Annotated in this window: 20 protein-coding genes; 11 read left to right on the top strand and 9 right to left on the bottom strand. The window is 71.9% G+C overall.

What is annotated here, in order from left to right; genetic code table 11:
- Positions 1–39 precede the first annotated feature (39 nt).
- Entirely contained in the window at positions 40–741 is a 702-nt protein-coding gene (locus tag FXF60_RS01080) for an alpha/beta fold hydrolase (RefSeq protein WP_151523395.1), read from the top strand.
- 26 nt (positions 742–767) lie between these two features.
- A complete protein-coding gene (locus FXF60_RS01075; protein ID WP_151523394.1) occupies positions 768–1,652 on the top strand; it encodes a hypothetical protein in 885 nt (294 codons plus the stop codon).
- Position 1,653: 1 nt separating this feature from the next.
- Here the strand turns inward: FXF60_RS01075 and FXF60_RS01070 are convergent, their stop codons facing one another.
- Entirely contained in the window at positions 1,654–2,250 is a 597-nt protein-coding gene (locus FXF60_RS01070) for an NAD(P)-dependent oxidoreductase (RefSeq protein ID WP_202879511.1), read from the bottom strand.
- Between the two features lie 446 nt (positions 2,251–2,696).
- Between FXF60_RS01070 and FXF60_RS01065 the strand changes: the two genes are divergently transcribed.
- Positions 2,697–3,647: an N-acetyltransferase gene (locus tag FXF60_RS01065; RefSeq protein ID WP_151523393.1), complete on the top strand. Its 951-nt coding sequence runs from the start codon at positions 2,697–2,699 to the stop codon at positions 3,645–3,647.
- Here the strand turns inward: FXF60_RS01065 and FXF60_RS01060 are convergent.
- Entirely contained in the window at positions 3,619–4,023 is a 405-nt protein-coding gene (locus FXF60_RS01060) for a cupin domain-containing protein (RefSeq protein ID WP_151523392.1), read from the bottom strand. The two genes, FXF60_RS01065 and FXF60_RS01060, sit on opposite strands and share 29 nt — an antisense overlap.
- A gap of 118 nt (positions 4,024–4,141) precedes the next feature.
- Between FXF60_RS01060 and FXF60_RS01055 the strand changes: the two genes are divergently transcribed.
- The 4 genes from FXF60_RS01055 to FXF60_RS01040 all read left to right on the top strand — a co-directional run bounded on the left by FXF60_RS01055 (position 4,142) and on the right by FXF60_RS01040 (position 8,046).
- Positions 4,142–5,230 carry a YihY/virulence factor BrkB family protein gene (locus FXF60_RS01055; RefSeq protein WP_151523391.1) on the top strand — a complete coding sequence of 363 codons (1,089 nt, stop codon included), beginning with the start codon at positions 4,142–4,144 and terminating at the stop codon, positions 5,228–5,230.
- Between the two features lie 10 nt (positions 5,231–5,240).
- Positions 5,241–6,704, top strand: a complete 1,464-nt coding sequence (gene cls / locus FXF60_RS01050; protein WP_151523390.1) for a cardiolipin synthase — start codon at positions 5,241–5,243, stop codon at positions 6,702–6,704.
- A gap of 61 nt (positions 6,705–6,765) precedes the next feature.
- Positions 6,766–7,590, top strand: coding sequence for an aldo/keto reductase (locus FXF60_RS01045; protein WP_151523389.1), 825 nt, complete (start codon positions 6,766–6,768; stop codon positions 7,588–7,590).
- 96 nt (positions 7,591–7,686) lie between these two features.
- Positions 7,687–8,046, top strand: a complete 360-nt coding sequence (locus tag FXF60_RS01040; RefSeq protein ID WP_151523388.1) for a single-stranded DNA-binding protein — start codon at positions 7,687–7,689, stop codon at positions 8,044–8,046.
- A gap of 10 nt (positions 8,047–8,056) precedes the next feature.
- Here FXF60_RS01040 and FXF60_RS01035 read toward each other — a convergent pair whose 3' ends face one another.
- Positions 8,057–9,115, bottom strand: coding sequence for an acyltransferase (locus tag FXF60_RS01035; protein WP_151523387.1), 1,059 nt, complete (start codon positions 9,113–9,115; stop codon positions 8,057–8,059).
- 66 nt (positions 9,116–9,181) lie between these two features.
- Here FXF60_RS01035 and FXF60_RS01030 point away from each other — a divergent pair, with 66 nt between their 5' ends.
- Together FXF60_RS01030 and FXF60_RS01025 are read left to right on the top strand one after the other, a co-directional pair.
- Positions 9,182–10,033, top strand: coding sequence for a D-hexose-6-phosphate mutarotase (locus FXF60_RS01030; RefSeq protein WP_151523386.1), 852 nt, complete (start codon positions 9,182–9,184; stop codon positions 10,031–10,033).
- Positions 10,034–10,052: 19 nt separating this feature from the next.
- Entirely contained in the window at positions 10,053–11,543 is a 1,491-nt protein-coding gene (locus FXF60_RS01025; protein ID WP_151523385.1) for an AI-2E family transporter, read from the top strand.
- A 75-nt stretch (positions 11,544–11,618) separates the two neighbouring features.
- Here the strand turns inward: FXF60_RS01025 and FXF60_RS01020 are convergent, their stop codons facing one another.
- Entirely contained in the window at positions 11,619–11,801 is a 183-nt protein-coding gene (locus FXF60_RS01020; protein ID WP_151523384.1) for a CsbD family protein, read from the bottom strand.
- Between the two features lie 119 nt (positions 11,802–11,920).
- On the opposite strand from FXF60_RS01020, the gene FXF60_RS01015 reads away from it, so the two are divergent.
- Both FXF60_RS01015 and FXF60_RS01010 read left to right on the top strand, forming a co-directional pair.
- Positions 11,921–13,309, top strand: coding sequence for an MFS transporter (locus FXF60_RS01015; protein ID WP_151523383.1), 1,389 nt, complete (start codon positions 11,921–11,923; stop codon positions 13,307–13,309).
- 43 nt (positions 13,310–13,352) lie between these two features.
- Positions 13,353–14,417, top strand: a complete 1,065-nt coding sequence (locus tag FXF60_RS01010; protein WP_151523382.1) for an IS630 family transposase — start codon at positions 13,353–13,355, stop codon at positions 14,415–14,417.
- Here FXF60_RS01010 and FXF60_RS01005 read toward each other — a convergent pair.
- The 5 genes from FXF60_RS01005 to FXF60_RS00985 all read right to left on the bottom strand — a co-directional run bounded on the left by FXF60_RS01005 (position 14,414) and on the right by FXF60_RS00985 (position 17,536).
- A complete protein-coding gene (locus tag FXF60_RS01005) occupies positions 14,414–15,010 on the bottom strand; it encodes a cadmium resistance transporter (RefSeq protein ID WP_151523381.1) in 597 nt (198 codons plus the stop codon). The two genes, FXF60_RS01010 and FXF60_RS01005, sit on opposite strands and share 4 nt — an antisense overlap.
- Positions 15,007–15,366, bottom strand: a complete 360-nt coding sequence (gene cmtR / locus FXF60_RS01000; protein WP_050671804.1) for a Cd(II)/Pb(II)-sensing metalloregulatory transcriptional regulator CmtR — start codon at positions 15,364–15,366, stop codon at positions 15,007–15,009. The genes FXF60_RS01005 and cmtR overlap by 4 nt, the downstream gene beginning before the upstream one ends.
- A gap of 242 nt (positions 15,367–15,608) precedes the next feature.
- On the bottom strand, positions 15,609–15,968 hold the full coding sequence (locus tag FXF60_RS00995; RefSeq protein WP_058891117.1) for an RNA polymerase-binding protein RbpA: 360 nt from the start codon (positions 15,966–15,968) through the stop codon (positions 15,609–15,611).
- A 240-nt stretch (positions 15,969–16,208) separates the two neighbouring features.
- Complete coding sequence (locus FXF60_RS00990; RefSeq protein ID WP_151523380.1) at positions 16,209–16,748, bottom strand: FxsA family protein; 540 nt, start codon at positions 16,746–16,748, stop codon at positions 16,209–16,211.
- Positions 16,745–17,536 carry a polyprenol monophosphomannose synthase gene (locus tag FXF60_RS00985; RefSeq protein WP_151523379.1) on the bottom strand — a complete coding sequence of 264 codons (792 nt, stop codon included), beginning with the start codon at positions 17,534–17,536 and terminating at the stop codon, positions 16,745–16,747. Before FXF60_RS00985 ends, FXF60_RS00990 begins: the two co-directional genes overlap by 4 nt.
- Positions 17,537–17,539: the final 3 nt, after the last annotated feature.

Below are 17,539 nucleotides of genomic sequence, written 5' to 3'. Positions count from 1 at the left end.
CGGACGCGGACTGTCCGGGGGAGGTGCCAGGATGGGTGCATGACGACACAGATCGTGCTGGTGCCGGGGTTCTGGCTGGGGGAGTGGGCGTGGGAGGCGGTCGCCCGGTCGCTGTCCGGGCAGGGGTATGCCGTGGACGCGCTCACCCTGCCCGGCCAGGGGGTCGAGGACCCGAACCGTGCCGTGGTCACACCGCAGGACCAGGCGGACTCGATCGTCGCGGCGCTGGACCCGGCGGCGGACCGGCGGGTGCTGGCGGTGCACAGCGGTGCCGCCATCCCGGGGACGCTCGTCATCGACCAGCGACCCGAGCTGGTGGACCACATGGTGTGGGTGGACACGGCCCCGAGCGCCGACGGGGCGGCCATGGATGCCGACTTCGCCGGGGAGGTGCTGCTGCTGGAGGACCGCTACGAGGACGAGCTCGCCGAGGGCGCGATGCGGGACCTCACCGAGGACCAGTTGGCCACCTTCCGCTCGCGCGCGGTGCCGACGCCGGGACGCGTCGTCAGCACGCCCGTCCGGCTCACCAACGACGCGCGGCACGACGTGCCCGCGACGGTGATCTGCAGCTCGTTCCCGAGCGAGGACTTCCGCAGCTACGCCGAGCAGGGGGTGCCGTTCCTCAGGGCGCTGCCGGACTACCGGGCGCTGGGCTACGTCGACCTGCCGACCGGCCACTGGCCGATGTGGTCGCGGCCCGAGGACCTGGCGCAGGTCCTGGCCGCCGCCGCGGGCTGAGCCCGGATGCGCCCGAGGGGTGCACGGTGGCCGGCCTAGCGGCCCGCGCCGCGCCGCTGGTCAGGGCGCTGCTGCTGTGGTTCGCCCTGGTGCTCGGGCTGGGGGTCGCCGGGTTCGCGGTCGGCCTGCTCATCCCGTGCGAGGGCGGGCTGGAGTGCCTGAACTATCCCTTCGGGGGAGCGCTGCTCGGTGCGGTGCTGGCGGCCGTCGCGGCCGCGGTCCTGGCGGCGCGGTGGATGCGGTGGTGGTGGCTGCCGGTGACGCTCCTGCTGCTGGTGACGGCGGTGCTGGTGGCCTCCCTCGACGAGACCGTGGCGCTGGTGCTCGCCGTGGCCGCGCCCGTGGTCGCCGGTCTGTCGGCGGTCCGACCGGCTCCCGCGACGACGGCCGAGGAGCAGACGAGGCGTCCGTGGCTACCCGGGGTGGCGGCCCTGGTGTGCGCCGCGGCGCTGGCGGCGGGGACCTGGCTGGTGCTGGAGCGGCGCGAGCGAGGCGCGGAGATCGCCGAGCTGGAGACGGTCGGGGTGGACCTGGTCGCGCCCACCGACCGGGACGACCTGCGGGTGGACACGGTGACCACCTACTCCGGCCGGACCGTGGCCTACCGGCTGGCCCGGGGGGAGCCACCGGAGGCTGACTACCTGGCGGTGGACATCAGGCTCGGGGGAGGCGGGTGCGAGCGGACCGACCTGCGGCCCTGCGTCGAGCTGGGCGACGGGATCAGTGCATACCGGCAGGCCGACGGCGACCACTGGATCGTCTTCCGTGATCTCGGGACCAGCCACGCCCGGCTCAGCGACCGCACCGACTCCGGGCGCGGGTCCGGGTGGACCGAGCAGCAGGCCCTGGAGGTCGCGCGCGGGCTGCGCCCGGTGGACGCGGCCTGGCTGGTGGACCGGGAGGGGGAGTGAGTCACTGCTGGTCCGGTCCGGGCGGGCGGAAGCCGTCCCGGGTCCCGATCTTCGTGACCTCGCGCAGGAAGGTCAGCGGTGGCGGTGGCGCGGTGCGGCTGACGACATCGACCGTGGAGCGGGGATGCCGTGGGCTCGTCGCCTCGGCCAGCAGGGCGTCGGCGAGATCCGCGCGGGAGGTGAAGCGACCCTGGAGGCGAGGGGGTGCCATGTCGTAGGCGCCGGGTGCGTCGGCGTCGAAGAGGCCGGCCGGGCGGACGATGGTCCAGGTGAGGTCGCTGGCGCGGACCAGATCCTCCATCCTCGACATGTCGTCGTAGAGGGTGCGCCCCAGGACGTGACGCAGCAACGGCTCGACGACCCGGCGCCACGCGAGCGTCTCGCCCGGCGCCGGCTGCTCCGCGACCGTGGTGCTGCTCACGCAGACCAGGCGGTCCACACCGTGCTCCGTCATGGCCTCGATGATCCCGGCGATGCCGGTCGAGTAGACCGTGACCCGACGCCGGGTGTAGGGGACGCCGTAGGTCGAGATCACGGCGTCCGTGCCGACGACCGCCGCGAACACGGCGCCGGGGTCGGTGACATCGGCGCCGACCACGTTGCAGGTCCGCAGCCTCCAGCGGGTAGCGATCCGGCCTCCGGGTGACCGCCGTGACCCGGTGCCCCGAACCCAGCGCCTGCCGGACGACCCGGAGCCCGGTCGGACCGCTGCTGCCGAACACGGCGAGGTGCATACCGGCTCCTTGTCCGTCCTGATGGGGAAGTGGTCTCGCGCGGCGCCATCCCGACAACATGACATAATGTAGCTTATCGGCGATATCCACAGGTGCGTCCTACCTGGGCACGAGTATGCACCGGAGGCAGGGTCGACGACGGTGTGTCCGGTGCACAACGGTGCCCAGGCGCGCGGGGTACGGGCCGGGACCTCGTGGCGGACCGTGCGGCGCACCGTGGGCCGCTAGGCTGGCGGACATACCGCACGGGTAGCGGCTCCATCCCACGACGCGCGCCTCGACGGCGCGCACCCTGCCTGGAGGCCCGCGCATGGACCACACCGTCTCCGTCCTGTCCCGTCATCACCGTGACCAGCTCACCGCGCTCGTGAACCGTCACGTCGCCGCGGTGATCCCCGGGATCACCCTGTCCACCAACGCCGTCCTGTCCCAGCTGGAGCGGGAGCCCGACGAGGTCGTCGTCGATCCCTGGGTCGTGGAGCGGCGCACCCTGGTGGTCGAGTCGGGCCAGCGGCTCCTCGCCGCCGCCCTGGTGCACCGCTGCGCACCGGACGAGGAGGTCGGGCACGACTACCGGGACTCGGCGATCGTGCGCTGGCTGGTCTGCGAGCCGGGCCGCGCCGACGCCGGGCGGGCGCTCATCGCCGGCATCCGCCGGTGGGCCCGGTCGTGGAGCGCACCGCGCCTGCTGCTCGACCCGGCGCTGCCCGCTCCCGGGTGCTACGTCATACCCGACACCTGGCCGCACCTGGTCGACCTGTGGGACGAGGCCGGGGCGACCGACCCCCTGCGCCGGGAGCAGGTGCTGACCGCCGACTGCGCCGACCTCGTCGGGCACCTCCAGGCCGGGGACCGCGCCCAGCGGTCCGTGGGCCGGCTGGGGACCCGGCTGGACGTGGTGGGCGCCGACGGCGTGCCGGTCGGCTGGGTCGAGGTGTGCGACGCCGGTCTGGTCCGCAGCCGGACCGCTGCCTCCTGGGCCGACGTGGGCAACCTGCACGGGGCCGCAGGCGAGCTGGGTGCCGGGTCCGTGGGACGGCTGCTGGGCGCCGCAGCCGACTGGCTGCAGCGTGGTGGCGTGGACCGGCTGCTCGACTACGCCACGGTGCAGGACGTGGCGGATCCCCAAGCCGCGCTGGAGGGGCAGCGCTACGCGCAGCGGCTGCAGGCGTGCGGGTTCCGGCTGCTGTGCACCACCGGCAGGGGGTATGCCGTGCCCCTGCAGGACTCCCCTACTCCCCCGCCGGACCGGGCACGTTGACGGTCGGCGCGCCGGAGCCGCAGCGCACGACCACCGCCCGGGACGCCTCGTCCCCGGGGTTCGACTCCCGGTGGATCGCGCCGGCCGGGACCCGGATGAAGTCGCCCGCCCGGGCCTCGATCACGTCCGCTCCCCCGGGCCCGGACTCCAGCCGGAACGTCCCCGACACGATGTAGAGGGTCGTCTCGTGCTCGCCGTGGTGGTGCCAGGCGGTGACCGCTCCCGGCTCGGTGTCCACGGTGCCGGTCCACATGCCGTCGGAGTGCTCGGCCATCCGCCGGCTCATCCCGGGCGTCGGGTCCGCGGGCTCGAGCGCGCCGTCCGGGATGCGCCGGCACGGGACGCCCGCCGTGGCGGGGTCGTGGTCGCCGTCCATGGGTGCATTCGACCCCAGGACGGTCACCGATGTCCACCGCGGTGGGGACCCGAGGCTGCGCGCGCCGGACCGGGGTCGGGATACCTTGTCCTCGCAGACGTGAGCGGGAGGTGGTGCGATGGCCGTCGACACCGACGACGGGGTGGAGCGCAACGTCTTCTGGCGCGCCGTCCACCGGGTCGACACCTCCCGGGTCGTGCGCGCCTTCGTCCGCTACCTGCTGGTCCGCGGGAACCTGTCCGCCGGCGGGGTGACGATCTCGGCCCTGGTCTCGCTCACCGCCGGGATGACGATCCTGGTCAACGTCTTCCGGAGCACCCTGGGCCGTCAGCCCGAGCTCTTCGACGCGGTCATCGGCGCGATCAACACGGCCTTCCCCGGGCTGGTCGACGACGGGTCCAACGGGGGGATCATCGAGCCGGACCGGCTCGTGCTGGAGCGGTCCCTGACCCTGGCGACCATCATCTCGGTCCCGATCCTGGTGTGGACCGCGACCAACGTCCTCACCGGGCTGCGCAACAGCATCCGGTCGATGTTCGGTCTCACGGGTGCACCCATGCGTCCGGTCCGCGGCAAGCTGTGGGACGCCGCGGGGGTGCTCATGCTGGCCACGGCGGTGCTGCTGTCCTCGGTGCTGCTCAGTGCGTCCACCGGCGCCGCGCAGGTGGCGCTGGACGCCGTCGGTGCCAGCGGCGACACGACCCGCTTCCTGCTGCGCACGGCGGCCGTGCTCGCCGCCTTCGTGGTCGACGCGGTCGTCTTCTACGTCCTGTTCCGGGTGGCCGCCAAGGTGCGTATGCCGCACCCCGACTGGTGGCAGGGCGCGCTGCTGGGGGCGGCCGGCTGGGGCGTGCTGCGCCTGGTCGGCACCAGTCTCATCGGGCGGTGGGACAACCCCATCGTCGCCTCGTTCGCGGTGCTGGCCACGTTGATCATCTGGCTGAACCTGGGGATCCGGTGGTGCCTGTTCACCGCCGCCTGGACCGCGAACCCGCCGCACACCAACCTGCCTGTCGTGCCGAAGGAGGTGCACGACCGGGAGACCCCCAACTACGTGACCCAGACGGCGCCGCACACGCTGGAGTGGCCGCACCACGAGGTGACCGGGACCCTCATCCCGCACGAGGTCACCAGGGACGGTGCGCCCGTGGAAGGCTCCTCCCCCGCTGCGCGCACCGAGCCGGGCCCGGCCGCCTCGGACACCTAGACTCCGGGAGATGCACCCCCTCACGGCGACCTTCTACGGGGTCGTGCTGCTGCTCGACTACGGCCTGAAGATCTGGGCCATCGGCACCGTGCCGGAGAACCGGCGGCCCGGGGCGTCCTCGGCCTGGCTCCTGCTCATCCTGTTCGTCCCGCTGGTGGGGTTCCCGCTGTACTTCCTCATCGGGAGCAAGTTCGTCTCCGGCCGCCGGCACGAGATCCAGCGCCAGGCCAACCAGCTCATCGCGGACCACGCGGACACCCTGCCGGACCTGCCGCAGATCCAGCCCGAGGACGACCTGGCCTCGATCGTGCGGATGAACCGCCGGTTGACCGGGCTGTCCTGCGTGAGCGGCTCCTGCGAGGGGGTCTACCCGGACGCCGGCGACTTCTTCGCGGCGATGGCCTCCGCGGTGGACCAGGCCCGGGACTTCGTCTTCGTCGAGTTCTACATCGTCGCCTGGGACGAGAGCACCGACGTCCTCTTCTCCGCCCTGGAACGGGCCGCCGGGCGCGGGGTCGAGGTGCGGCTCCTGCTGGACCACCTCGGCTCCCGCAAGTACCCGGGCCGCCGGCAGCTGGGCGACCGGATGAGCGCCGCGGGGATCACCTGGCACCACATGATGCCGGTGCGACCGCTGCGCGGGCAGTGGCAGCGTCCGGACCTGCGCAACCACCGCAAGCTGCTCGTCGTCGACGGACGGGTCGCCTTCGTGGGCTCGCACAACCTCATCGACCCGGCCTACGGGAGCATCAAGAACGCCCGTATGGGGCGGGCCTGGAGCGACGTCTCCGTCCAGGTCGGCGGCGACATCGTGCTCCAGGTCTCCGCCGTGTTCGTCACCGACTGGTACACCGAGACCGGCGAGAACCTCAACCACGAGCGCTACTTCCCCGACCAGCCCGACCTCGTGCCCGGGGGCGCCGCGCACGCCATGCAGCTGGTGCCCTCAGGCCCCGGCTTCCCCACCGAGCCCAACTGGCGACAATTCGTGGCCCTGGTCCACATGGCCCGCGAGCGGGTGGCCATCACCAGCCCCTACTTCGTCCCGGACGAGGCGCTGCTGGCGGCGATCACGAGCGCGGTCTACCGCGGCGTGCGGGTGGAGCTCTTCGTCGGCGAGCAGGCGGACCAGTTCCTCGTCGGTCACGCGCAGCGCTCCTACTACCAGGTGCTGCTCGAGGCCGGCGTCGTCATCCACCGCTATCCCGCCCCGACGGTCCTGCACGGCAAGTACCTCACGGTCGACGACCGGGTGGCGCTCATCGGCTCCAGCAACATGGACTTCCGCTCCTTTGCGCTGACCTACGAGATCATGCTGCTGGCCTTCGGCGGGGACATGGTGAGGCAACTGCAGGACAACGACGAGGTCTACCGCGAGGCCTCCCGCGTGCTGACCCTGCAGGAGTGGGCGCAGCGACCGTGGCACCAGCGCTACCTCGACAACGTCTGCCGGCTGACCGCCGCCCTCATGTGAGCGGCACCGGGCACCGCCCCACCGGCTGCGGACCGGGCCCGGGGCGCCTAGCCTGGACGGCATGCACAGACTGCGTGACGGCACCACCCTGCCCCCTGTCGGCTTCGGGACCTACCCGCTGCGCGGGCCCGAGGGGGTGGAGGCGATGCTCTCGGCCCTGGAGGTGGGCTACCGCTACCTCGACACGGCGGTCAACTACGAGAACGAGCAGGAGGTCGGGGAGGCGTTGCGGCGCAGCGGGCTGCCCCGCGAGGAGGTCCTCGTCGCGACCAAGATCCCCGGTCGGTCGCACGAGCGGTCGGCCGCCGTCGACAGCGTGGAGCAGTCCCTCGAACGGCTGGGTCTGGACCGGGTGGACGTCGCCCTCGTCCACTGGCCCAACCCCTCCCGCGGACGCTACGTGGAGGCGGTCGAGGCGCTGCTCGAGTGTCGCGAGCGCGGACTCGTGCGCTTCGTCGGCACCAGCAACTACACCGCAGGACACCTGCGTGAGGTGATCGAGGCCACCGGTGAGGCCCCCGTCCTCAACCAGGTCGAGTGCCACCCGCTCTTCCCGCAGAGCGAGCTGATCGAGGTGCACGAGCAGCTCGGGGTCCTCACCCAGGCCTGGAGCCCGCTCGGCAAGCGGCAGGCGCAGTACGACGCGGACCCGGTCGCCGGGGCGGCCGCACGGACCGGGGCCTCCCCCGCGCAGGTCATCCTGCGCTGGCACCTGCAGCGCGGGGTGATGCCGCTGCCCAAGTCGGCGACACCGGAGCGGCAGCGCGCCAACCTGGACCTGCTCGACCTGGAGCTCACGGGGGACGAGGTGGCCGCGATCACCGCGCTCGGCCGGCCGGACGGCCGGCTCTTCGACGGCGACCCGGAGACCCACGAGGAGATGTAGCCACCCTCGTCCACACCCCGCCCCGGCTCCGGTCCGTCGTCCACAGATCCGGTCCGGCACCTCGATCGTGCCGCCCGGCGTCGGCAGTCTGGGTCGATGACGACGACAGCGGCGGCACCGGCCAACCAGGTGCATCTCACCGGGAGGGTGAGCGGTGACCCCGAGGAGCGATCGCTGCCCAGCGGAGACGTGCTGGTGCAGCTGCGCGTGGTGGTCCCCCGGCCGCGAGCCCGCAGGGGCGGCTCGTCCGGCGCCTCCCGCCAACGGGTCGACACCATCGACGTCACCTGCTGGAGCGCGCGCACGCGGGGCGCCGCCCTCCGCCTCGAGGACGGGGCGGGCGTGCACGTGACCGGGGCCCTGCGGCGCCGCTTCTTCCGGACCGGTGCGGGGGTGGCGTCGCGCTACGAGGTCGAGGCGGCCTCCCTGCGCAGCGTGCCCCCTGCCGGTGCCTGAGTGCCGGTGTTCACAGGACGGTCCGCACGACCGGCACCCGGCGCAGCAGCAGCACCACGCCCGTCGTCACCGCCCCCACCACGAGGAACCGCCCCAGCAGGATCGGCCAGGGGGCGACCGGTGGTCCGAGCAGTCCGGTGTCGGTGCCGATGAGCAGGACCAGGAAGTGCAGGGCGAAGATGCCCAGCGTGGCCCGGCCGAGAGGGTCGACCACGGCCATCACCCGGTCTCCGGTCAGCACCGCCAGGGCACCGCCGGGGCGGATGAGCGACTGCGCCAGCAGGTAGACGCACAGGCAGAGGGCGGCCACGGACGGCGAGTAGTAGTGGGCGCCGGCCCAGGCCTGCAGCCAGTCCGGGGCTGCGGGGTTCTTCCACTGCCAGGTCAGGAGCGCCGCGAGCGCCACGGTGAGCAGCGCGGCGACCAGGGTCCAGCGGCGCGGGAGCACCACGCCGCGCAGGCCGAAGCCCATGAGGTATGCCCCGAGGTAGGGCAGCCACCAGGTCCAGGCACTGTGGGTGACCCCGACCGGCTCGCCACCCGGACCGAGCGGCCACAGCGAGAGCACCGGGACCGCCCAGGCCACCAGACCGGCCAGCACCCACTCGCGGCGGCCGGTGCGGGCCAGCCACGGCACCAGGAGCGGGGTGAGCAGGGACAGCCCGAGCACGATCCAGAAGAAGTAGAGGTGAGGGGCGACCTGCCCGGTGAGCGCCCGGGCGAGCGCGTCACCCGGCCCGGACCACGACGCGGGCCGGGTCAGGGCCAGGTAGGCCAGGTAGACCAGGTGCCACACGACGAGGGCGGGGACCAGGCGCCAGACGCGCCGACGGAGGAAGCTGCCGGTGCCGGCGAACCGTGCCGGATCCAGGGTGAGCGCACCGGACAGCATGACGAAGACCGGCACGACCCACAGCAGCGGGAGGTCCAGGGCACGGGCCACCCAGCCGTCCACCGCGCCGGTGCGACCCTCCGCCCCCGCCGTGGCCGTGGCCCCGACGGTGTGGATGAGCACGACGCCGAAGACCGCCAGGCAGCGCAGCCAGCTGATCCATGCGGTGCCCTGCATGGCCCCAGCCTCTCACCGGGGCCGTCCTCCCGGCGCTACGGCGTGGTCGGGCCGTAGCCTGGGCCCATGCCTCCCGCCGCGCCCCTCACCGCCAGGACAGCCGAACGCGGCGGGTCTGCTCTGGTCGCCTACGACCACGGCGCGCACCTCGCCCGCTGGGACGTGGGTGGGGCCCCGGTGGTGTGGTGCAGCGACCACGCCGTGCTGGACGGGTCCCGCGCGATCCGTGGCGGTGTGCCGCTGTGCTTCCCCTGGTTCGCCGACGGCCCGTCCGGGGCGCTGGCCCCGGCGCACGGTCTGGTCCGGACCACCACCTGGACACCGCTCACCCCGGCCGGTCACGAGACCTGGGCCTGGACGGTGAGCGACACCGACGTCGCTGGGCACCCGGGTGCGGAGCATCTCGGGGGGCCCTTCGCCCTGCGGTATGCCGTCTCGCTCGAGCCCCGGCAGGCGCAGCCCGTCCTCCGGCTGAGCCTCGCGGTCCACAACCCCGGGAGCCGGCCGCTGCGGGCCGAGGTGGCGCTGCACACCTATCTCGCCGTCGGCGACGTCACGCGCACGCAGGTGCGCGGTCTGTCCGGGGCGGACTACCTCGACAAGGTGACCGGCGAGCGGCTGACCCACCACGGCCCGGTGCTGATCGAGGGCGAGACCGACTCCGTCTTCGACTCCCCCGGGAGGCCCCGGCTCGAGGTCGACGACGGCGAGCGGGTCCTGGTGCTGACCTCCGAGGGGGCCGGCCAGACCGTCGTGTGGAACCCTGGTGCCGACAAGGCTGCCGGGATGAGCGACCTCGGCGACGGTGAGTGGCGCGACTTCGTCTGCGTCGAGGCCGCCGCCACCGGGGACCTGGCCGTCGAGATCGACGCGGGGGCGACGCATACGCTGGGATGCGCGATCGCGGTCCAGACGTGAGGTGACCCGGAGGCCAGAGATGCAGGACCAACCAGCCGGCGACGACGCGCCCTCGCTCGACGAGGGCGGATCGGTCGGTGCCCCCGAGGAGTCGGGGCCGCCGGACACCTCGGAGCAGGACGAGCGGCCCGAGTTCGGGCCTGACCCCGCAGCCCACCCGGAGGACCGGCAGGACGAGCGCGCGGAGGTGGACCGCGGCGCCCTCATCCTCCAGGGGCTCCGTGGGGCGGCCGCGTGGTCGTGGCGCTTCCTGCTCGTGGTCGCGGCCGCCGTCGTCATCCTCTACGGGCTGGGCCGGATCTGGGTCGGTGTGCTGCCGATCATCCTCGCCCTGATCCTCTGCTCGGTCCTGTGGCCGCCGGTCCGGTGGCTGCGCGGGCACCGGTGGCCCGGAGGGCTGGCCGCCGCGGCGGTGCTGCTCGGCGCGCTCGCCGTCTTCGGGGGGATCATCGTCGCGATCGCCCCCGGGGTCAGCGCGCAGGTCCGGCAGGTGGCCAACAACGCCGCCGCCGGTGCCGACATCGTCCTGGAGTGGCTCTCCGAGCCACCCGTCAGCCTGCGGAACCAGCAGTTCGACTCCTTCGTCAACCGCATCACCGCATGGCTCGAGTCACGCGCCGACGTGCTGGCCGAAGGCGCCCTGTCGACCATCACCACGGTCGGGTCGATCCTGGTCACCACGATCCTGGTGCTCGTCCTGACCTTCTTCTTCCTCAAGGACGGCCACGGCTTCCTGCCCTGGATGCGCAAGACCGTCGGACGCACTGCCGGCCTCTACCTGACCGAGGCGCTGGCCCGGGTATGGGTGACGCTGGGCGGCTTCCTCCGGGCGCAGGCCGTCGTCGCGGCCGTGGACGCGACCTTCATCGGCCTGGGCCTGCTGCTGCTCGGGGTGCCGCTGGCCTTCGCGCTGGCCGTCATCACCTTCTTCCTGGCCTTCATCCCGATCGTCGGGGCGTTCGTCGCCGGAGGGCTGGCGGTCCTGGTGGCGCTGGTCTCGAACGGCTGGGTCACGGCAGTGTGGGTGCTGCTCATCGTCATCGCGGTGCAGCAGGCCGAGAGCACCTTCGTCGCGCCGGTGATGCACAGCCGGGTGATGTCCATGCATCCGGTCATCGTGCTGCTCGGCGTCGCTGCCGGCGGCACTCTGTGGGGGGTGCTCGGCGCCTTCCTCGCGGTGCCGGTGCTGGCCAGCGCCCTCACCCTGGTCCGATACGGCAGCGAGCACCTCGACCTGCGCAGCGGCCAGCTGCACGTCGACGACGTGCGCAACGTGACGACAGAGGGAAGCCAGGCGGCGAACCTCGCGGAGAGCTCGGCGCCACTATTCGCCCTGCGCGCCAGACAGGCATACCTCCAGGCCGAGGACGAGCGTGGCGCGGCGCAGGTCGCCATGCTGGGACGCACCGGCGAGCTGGCGGCCTCGCTGCGCGACCGCATCCTCTCCCCCATCCTGCGGCGGGACCGGGCCGAGCCCGACGGCGACGAGACCGAACCTCCCCGCACCTGAGGACAGCGCAGCACCCCCGGCCCGGGGGCAGGGGGTGCTGTCCGTGGTGGGCCGGGCCTCAGGACCCGGCCGGACTCACTTCGAGGCGTCCTTCCAGGCGTCCTTGACGTGCTCGCCCGCCTGCTTGACGTTGGCGCTGGTCTGGTCCGCCTGACCCTCGGCCTCCATCCGCTCGTTGTCTGTGGCGTCGCCGACGGTCTCCTTGATCTTGCCCTTGGCCTCTTCCGCCTTGTTCGAGATCTTGTCCCCGAGTCCCATGTCGGATCCTTTCGTCGTGGTGAACGCCCTCAGCCTCACTCCGGCCCTGCCTGCCTGCAAGCCGAACAGGCACGTCGCGCCTCCGCCACGCACCGTCCCGGGTCGCTAGCGTGTGCGGCATGACCACTCCCACGGTGCCGCGGGCCGATCCGGAGGTCGAGCGCACCCGAGCCCACCAGCGCGCCTTCGGCTGGTACGACTGGGCGAACTCGGCCTACGTCACGACCACCGGCACGGTGCTGATCTCGCCCTACCTCACGGCGCTGGCGCGTGCGGACGCCTGCCCCGACCTGGCGGAGGGCGAGCGCTGCGACACGATGCTCTCGGTCCTGGGCATCCCGGTGGCGGTCGGGTCGGTCGCGCCGTACACGATCACCGTGGCCACCCTGGTCTCCGCCGTCGTGCTGCTCTTCGTCGGGGCGATCGCGGACCGGCACCCCCGGCCGACGTGGCTGCTGGGCGGCCTGGCCTGGGTCGGCGCCGCGGCGGCCGCCTCCATGTTCTTCCTGGACGGGAGCAACTGGGAGCTGGGCGTGCTGCTCATCGTCGTGGCCAACCTGTGCCTCGGCGCCTCCACGGTGGTCTACGACGCCCTGCTCGTGCGGGTGGCCGCACCGGACGACCGGGACCGGGTGTCGTCCCGGGCGTGGGCGTTGGGCTACCTGGGTGGTGGGATCCTGCTGGCGCTCAACCTCGGGCTGATGCAGGCGCACGAGGCGCTGGGCATCTCCTACACCATGGCGGTCCGCCTGAACCTGTTGTCGGCGGGCCTGTGGTGGGGGCTGTTCACGCTCATCCCGGTCATCGGGCTGCGTCGGCTCCGCGGCACCACGGCGACGCCGGTCGAGCGGTCGGCGGGTGTCCTGGGGGGCACCGCCACCCAGCTGCGGGACACCTTCCGCGACCTGCGCGGCTACCCCCACACCCTGCTCTTCCTGCTGGCCTACCTCTTCTTCAACGACGGGATCCAGACGGTGATCTCCTCGGCCAGCCTCTACGGCAGCGAGGCGCTGGGCTTCGACACCAGCCAGCTGATCATCACGATCCTGCTGGTGCAGTTCGTGGCCTTCGGCGGTGCCCTCGTCTTCGGGTGGATCGCCGGCCGGGTCGGTGCCAAGCGCACCGTCCTGTCCGGACTGGTGATGTGGACCCTCGTGGTCGCCTTCGCCTATTTCGTGCCCACCGGCGCCTTCACGGTCTGGCTGGTGTGCGCCGTCTTCATCGGCACCGTCATGGGCGGCACCCAGGCGCTGTCGCGCTCGCTCTACTCCCAGCTGGTCCCGACCGGCAAGGAGTCGGAGTACTTCAGCTTCTACCAGGCGATGGAGCGGGGCACGAGCTGGTTCGGGACGCTGGCCTTCGGGCTCACCTACCAGCTGACGGGCTCCTACCGTCCCGCGATCCTGGTCACGATCGCCTTCTTCGTCGTGGGCGGGCTGATCCTCACCCGGGTGAACATGCGCCGCGGCATCGAGATGGCGGGCAACGAGCAGCCGCGGATCATCTAGTGTCGCGCGTCATTAATTCATTGACAGTATGGGATGATGGCGTATGCCGTCACCTGCTCTGGAGATCAGCGATGAGGATCGTGCGACCCTGACCTCGTGGACACGGTCGCGCACGTTGCCGGCGGGACGTGCGCAGCGGGCGCGGATCGTGCTGGCCGTCGCGGCGGGGGCGGGCACCTCTGCGGTGGCTCGGCAGGTCGGGACCTCGCGTCCGACGGTGATCAAGTGGCGTGACCGGTTCGCCGTCGACGGGCTCGCTGGCCTGGAGGACGAGGAGCGTTCGGGCCGACCGAAACGCGTCGATGATGCCGGGATCATCGCCACCACGCTTGAGCCGCCACCGGCCAGGCTCGGGGTGACGCATTGGTCCTCGCGGCTGCTGGGCCAGCACCTGGGGATCGGGGATGCCACTGTGGCCCGCGCCTGGCGCAAGTACGGGGTCAAGCCGTGGCGGCGGGAGACGTTCAAGTTCTCCACCGACCCGGAACTGGAGGCCAAGGTCCGCGACGTGGTCGGGCTGTACCTGAACCCGCCGGAGAAGGCGGTCGTGCTGTGCGTGGATGAGAAGTCCCAGATCCAGGCCTTGAACCGGACCGCGCCGATCCTGCCGCTTCGACCGGGTTTGCCGGAGAAGGCGACCCACGACTACAAGCGCAATGGCACCACCACGCTGTTCGCCGCTCTTGAGGTGGCCACCGGTGCGGTGACCGACCAGTGCTACGACCGGCACGGCAAGGCCGAGTTCCTCGACTTCCTCAAGAAGGTCGCCAGGGCCTACCCGCGCCGGGAGCTGCACGTGGTCCTGGACAATTACCACACGCACAAGCACGAGGACATCAAGCAGTGGCTGGCCAAGCACCCGCGGATCACGTTGCACTTCACCCCGACCAGCGGGTCCTGGCTCAACCTCGTCGAGGTCTTCTTCGGGATCATCAGCCGACAGGCCATCCGCCGCGGCTCCTTCGACAGCGTCAAGCAACTCGTCGCAGCGATCAGCACCTTCATCGACGGCTGGAACGAGCGCTGCCACCCATTCATCTGGACCAAGACCGCCGAGGAGATCCTGCCTCACGCCACCCGTCAAACCAGTTCAGGCGCGCGACACTAGAGGCCGAACGCGCCGCCACCGACGAGGATCGCGACGCCCAGTCCGATCAGGACGATCGGGAAGAGGATGTGCTCCCACCGTTCCAGGACCTCGGCGATGGGTCGACGCGTGGCGACGAACTTGGCCATGGCCACCAACACAGCCACGAGCACGAGGAACATGATGCAGAAGGTGATGACAGCGGGAGTACTGATGTTGAGGAACACCGGGACATAGACGCCGATATTGTCTCCACCGTTGGCGAAGGTGACTCCGGCGACGGTCGCCACTGCAACGCTCTTGCCGGATACGGCGGCATCATCGTCGTCGCCCTCGCCGCGGTAGGCCTGCCATGCGGCCCAGAGGCCCAGCGCGAGGGGGATGAGCCCGAAGTAGGGAATGGTCTCCTCTGGCAGTGCCCACCCCGCCCCCAGGGTCACCAGCAGTGCGGCGGCGAGGATCCCGACGAAGCCGAGGTACTGCCCGGCCAGGATCTTCGCGGTCGTCCCCGGACGCCCCGCCCCTCGGGCGAAGAAGAGTGAGAGCACGATGATGTCATCGATGTTGGTCGCGACGAAGAGCCCGATCGCTTGGAGCAGTGCCGTGACCGTCATGCCCTAGTGCTCCCTTCATGGCAGCCGGGCACATCGCAGGTGACGTCGAGGCAGGGAGCGTCCTCGTCGACGGCCAGCTTGACCTCGACCAGCTCGGTGAGCGCACGCGCGAGGTGGGGGTCAGCGATCTCGTAGAGGGCCTGACGGCCTTCATGGGTGGCGACCACTATTCCGCAGTCCCGCAGGCACCCCAGGTGGTTGGACACGTTCGAGCGCGTCAGGTCCAGAGCGTTGGCGAGTTCTGCCGGGTGCGCTGGGCACGCCAGAAGCGACAGGAGTATCCGTGAGCGAGTGGGGTCGGCCATCGCCCGGCCCAGGCGCTGCATGGCATCCAAGCGGGAAGTAAGAGTCAACATGCACTGAACAATACAGTTCATGCTGAACTAAACTTCATCCTGCCCACATTGCCCGCTGCACGCAAGCTCCCGGTCAGAGGGCTGGACGGCTCTCCCCCGAGCACCTGGAGGCAAGACCGCCGACCCCCGCGCAACCCGTCAAACAACTTCAGACGCGCGACACTAGGCCCCCTCCGGCACGAGCAGAGGCGCGGCACGCCGTGCGTGCCGCGCCTCCGTCGTCGCGATGTGGGTATGCGCTCTCAGGCGCTGCGCTTGCGCCGGGGCTTCTCGCCGCGCATCTCGCGCAGCAGCGCCAGCCGCTCCTCGAGCAGCTCCTCGAGCTCGGGGACGGAACGACGCTCCAGCAGCATGTCCCAGTGGGTGCGCTGCGGCTTGGTCGCCTTCAGCTCCGGCTCTGGGCCGTTCTCCAGCTTGGCGTCCAGGCCGCACCGGCACTCCCAGATCGGCGGGATCTCCGCCTCGACCGAGAAGGGCAGCTCGCTCACGTGCCCGTCCGGGCACACGTACCGGCTGATCTCACGGTCGCTGAAGGTGACGCCCTCGTCGCTCTCGAAGGACAGCCAGCTCAGGTTGGTGCCGCGAAGGGACCGCTCTGCCATATGTGTTCCACTCCCATCGTGTCGTTCCACCGACACGCATGCTTGATCGTGTGCCGTGCGTACGGGGATTGCCGTCGTCGTGGTGCGACGGCGTGCAGCGTCATGTAGGTCAACGCCTGCGGCGGGCCCCGTGTTCCCTGGTCGGCTGACGCGGCGTTCAGCGCGTGCTGCGACGCGCGGACCGCGGGGCCGACGGACCAGTCTAGCGCCGAACGGCTCTCCGGCGCCAGCGCGAGCGGGTCAGCGGTCGATGGGCGGGGGCGGCTGCTCGCGCCACGGCGGTGGCTGCTCGTCGACGATCTCGCCGTCGATGACGGTCCCGGCACCCGGGGGTCGGGGCGGGCGTGCCGACCCGCTGGTGCCACCGACGGTCGCCAGCGCACGGCTGGCCACCACGGCCTGCAGCAGGCGACGCGCTGCGGGACGGGTGAACGGGAGCACGAGGACGAGGGCCACGACGTCGCTGACGAAGCCGGGGAGCAGGAGCAGCACCCCGCCGACCATGAGCAGGATGGCGTCGGTCATCTCGTCCGCGGGCATCCGGCCGGAGTTCAGCGCCTGCTGGAGGGCGCGGTAGGTCCGGGAGCTCTCCCGTCGCGCCAGCCAGGTGCCGGCGACCGCGACCGCCACGATCAGGCCCAGGGTCCACCAGAGGCCGATGGCCTGGCCGACCAGCACGAGGACGGCGATCTCGACGATCGGCAGCAGCACGATAGCCAGCAGGATCCAGCGCAGGACGGGCCGCCGTCGCGGCTGGGTTCGACCGGTCGTCGAGCTCACGTGGCCTCCTCGAGGTGGTGCCATCGAGAACGGCCGCGGCGCCCGAGGTGTTCCCGGAGCTGGCCGGACCGGCGCTGCCAGCCCCACTCCCCCACCCGCAGCACGGCCTCGCGCACGATTGCGTCGTTCATCTTCGAGGTGCCCTCGGCGCGTTCGACGAAGGAGATCGGCACCTCGACCACCCGGAGCCCCGCGTCCAGCGCCCGCAGCGTCAGGTCGATCTGGAAGCAGTAGCCCTGGGAGGCGACCGGCGTGGCGACCAGTCGCACGAGCTGGGGCAGCCGGTAGACCCGGAACCCCGCCGTGGCGTCACGTACCGCGATGCCGAGGGCGAGCCGGGCATAGGTGTTGGCGCCGACCGAGAGGCCCTTGCGGTGCAGCGGCCAACGGTGCACCGAGCCGCCGGGCACCCAGCGCGATCCGATCACCACGTCGGCGTCCTCCCCGGCCTCCAGCAGGCTGGGCAGCTGCTCGGGCTGGTGCGAGCCGTCGGCGTCCATCTCCACGACGGCGTCGTAGCCACGGTCGGCCGCCCAGGCGAACCCGGCGAGATAGGCCGGACCCAGGCCCTCCTTGGCCTCCCGGTGCAGCACGTGCACCTGCGGGTCGGTGGCGGCGAGCTGCTCCGCGAGCTGCCCGGTGCCGTCCGGGCTGTTGTCGTCGATGACCAGCACGTCGACCTGTGGCGCGGCGGCGCGCAGGCGGCGCACCACACCGGGGAGTGCGTCGCGCTCCTGATAGGTCGGGATGCAGACGCACACACGGTGCAGCGGGCCACGGGCAGTCACCCG

The sequence above is a fragment of the Serinicoccus kebangsaanensis genome, assembly GCF_008919445.1.
Taxonomy (GTDB): domain Bacteria; phylum Actinomycetota; class Actinomycetes; order Actinomycetales; family Dermatophilaceae; genus Ornithinicoccus; species Ornithinicoccus kebangsaanensis.
The sequence above is the reverse complement of the archived record's forward strand: the minus strand, read 5'-3'. Positions and strand labels throughout refer to the sequence as shown.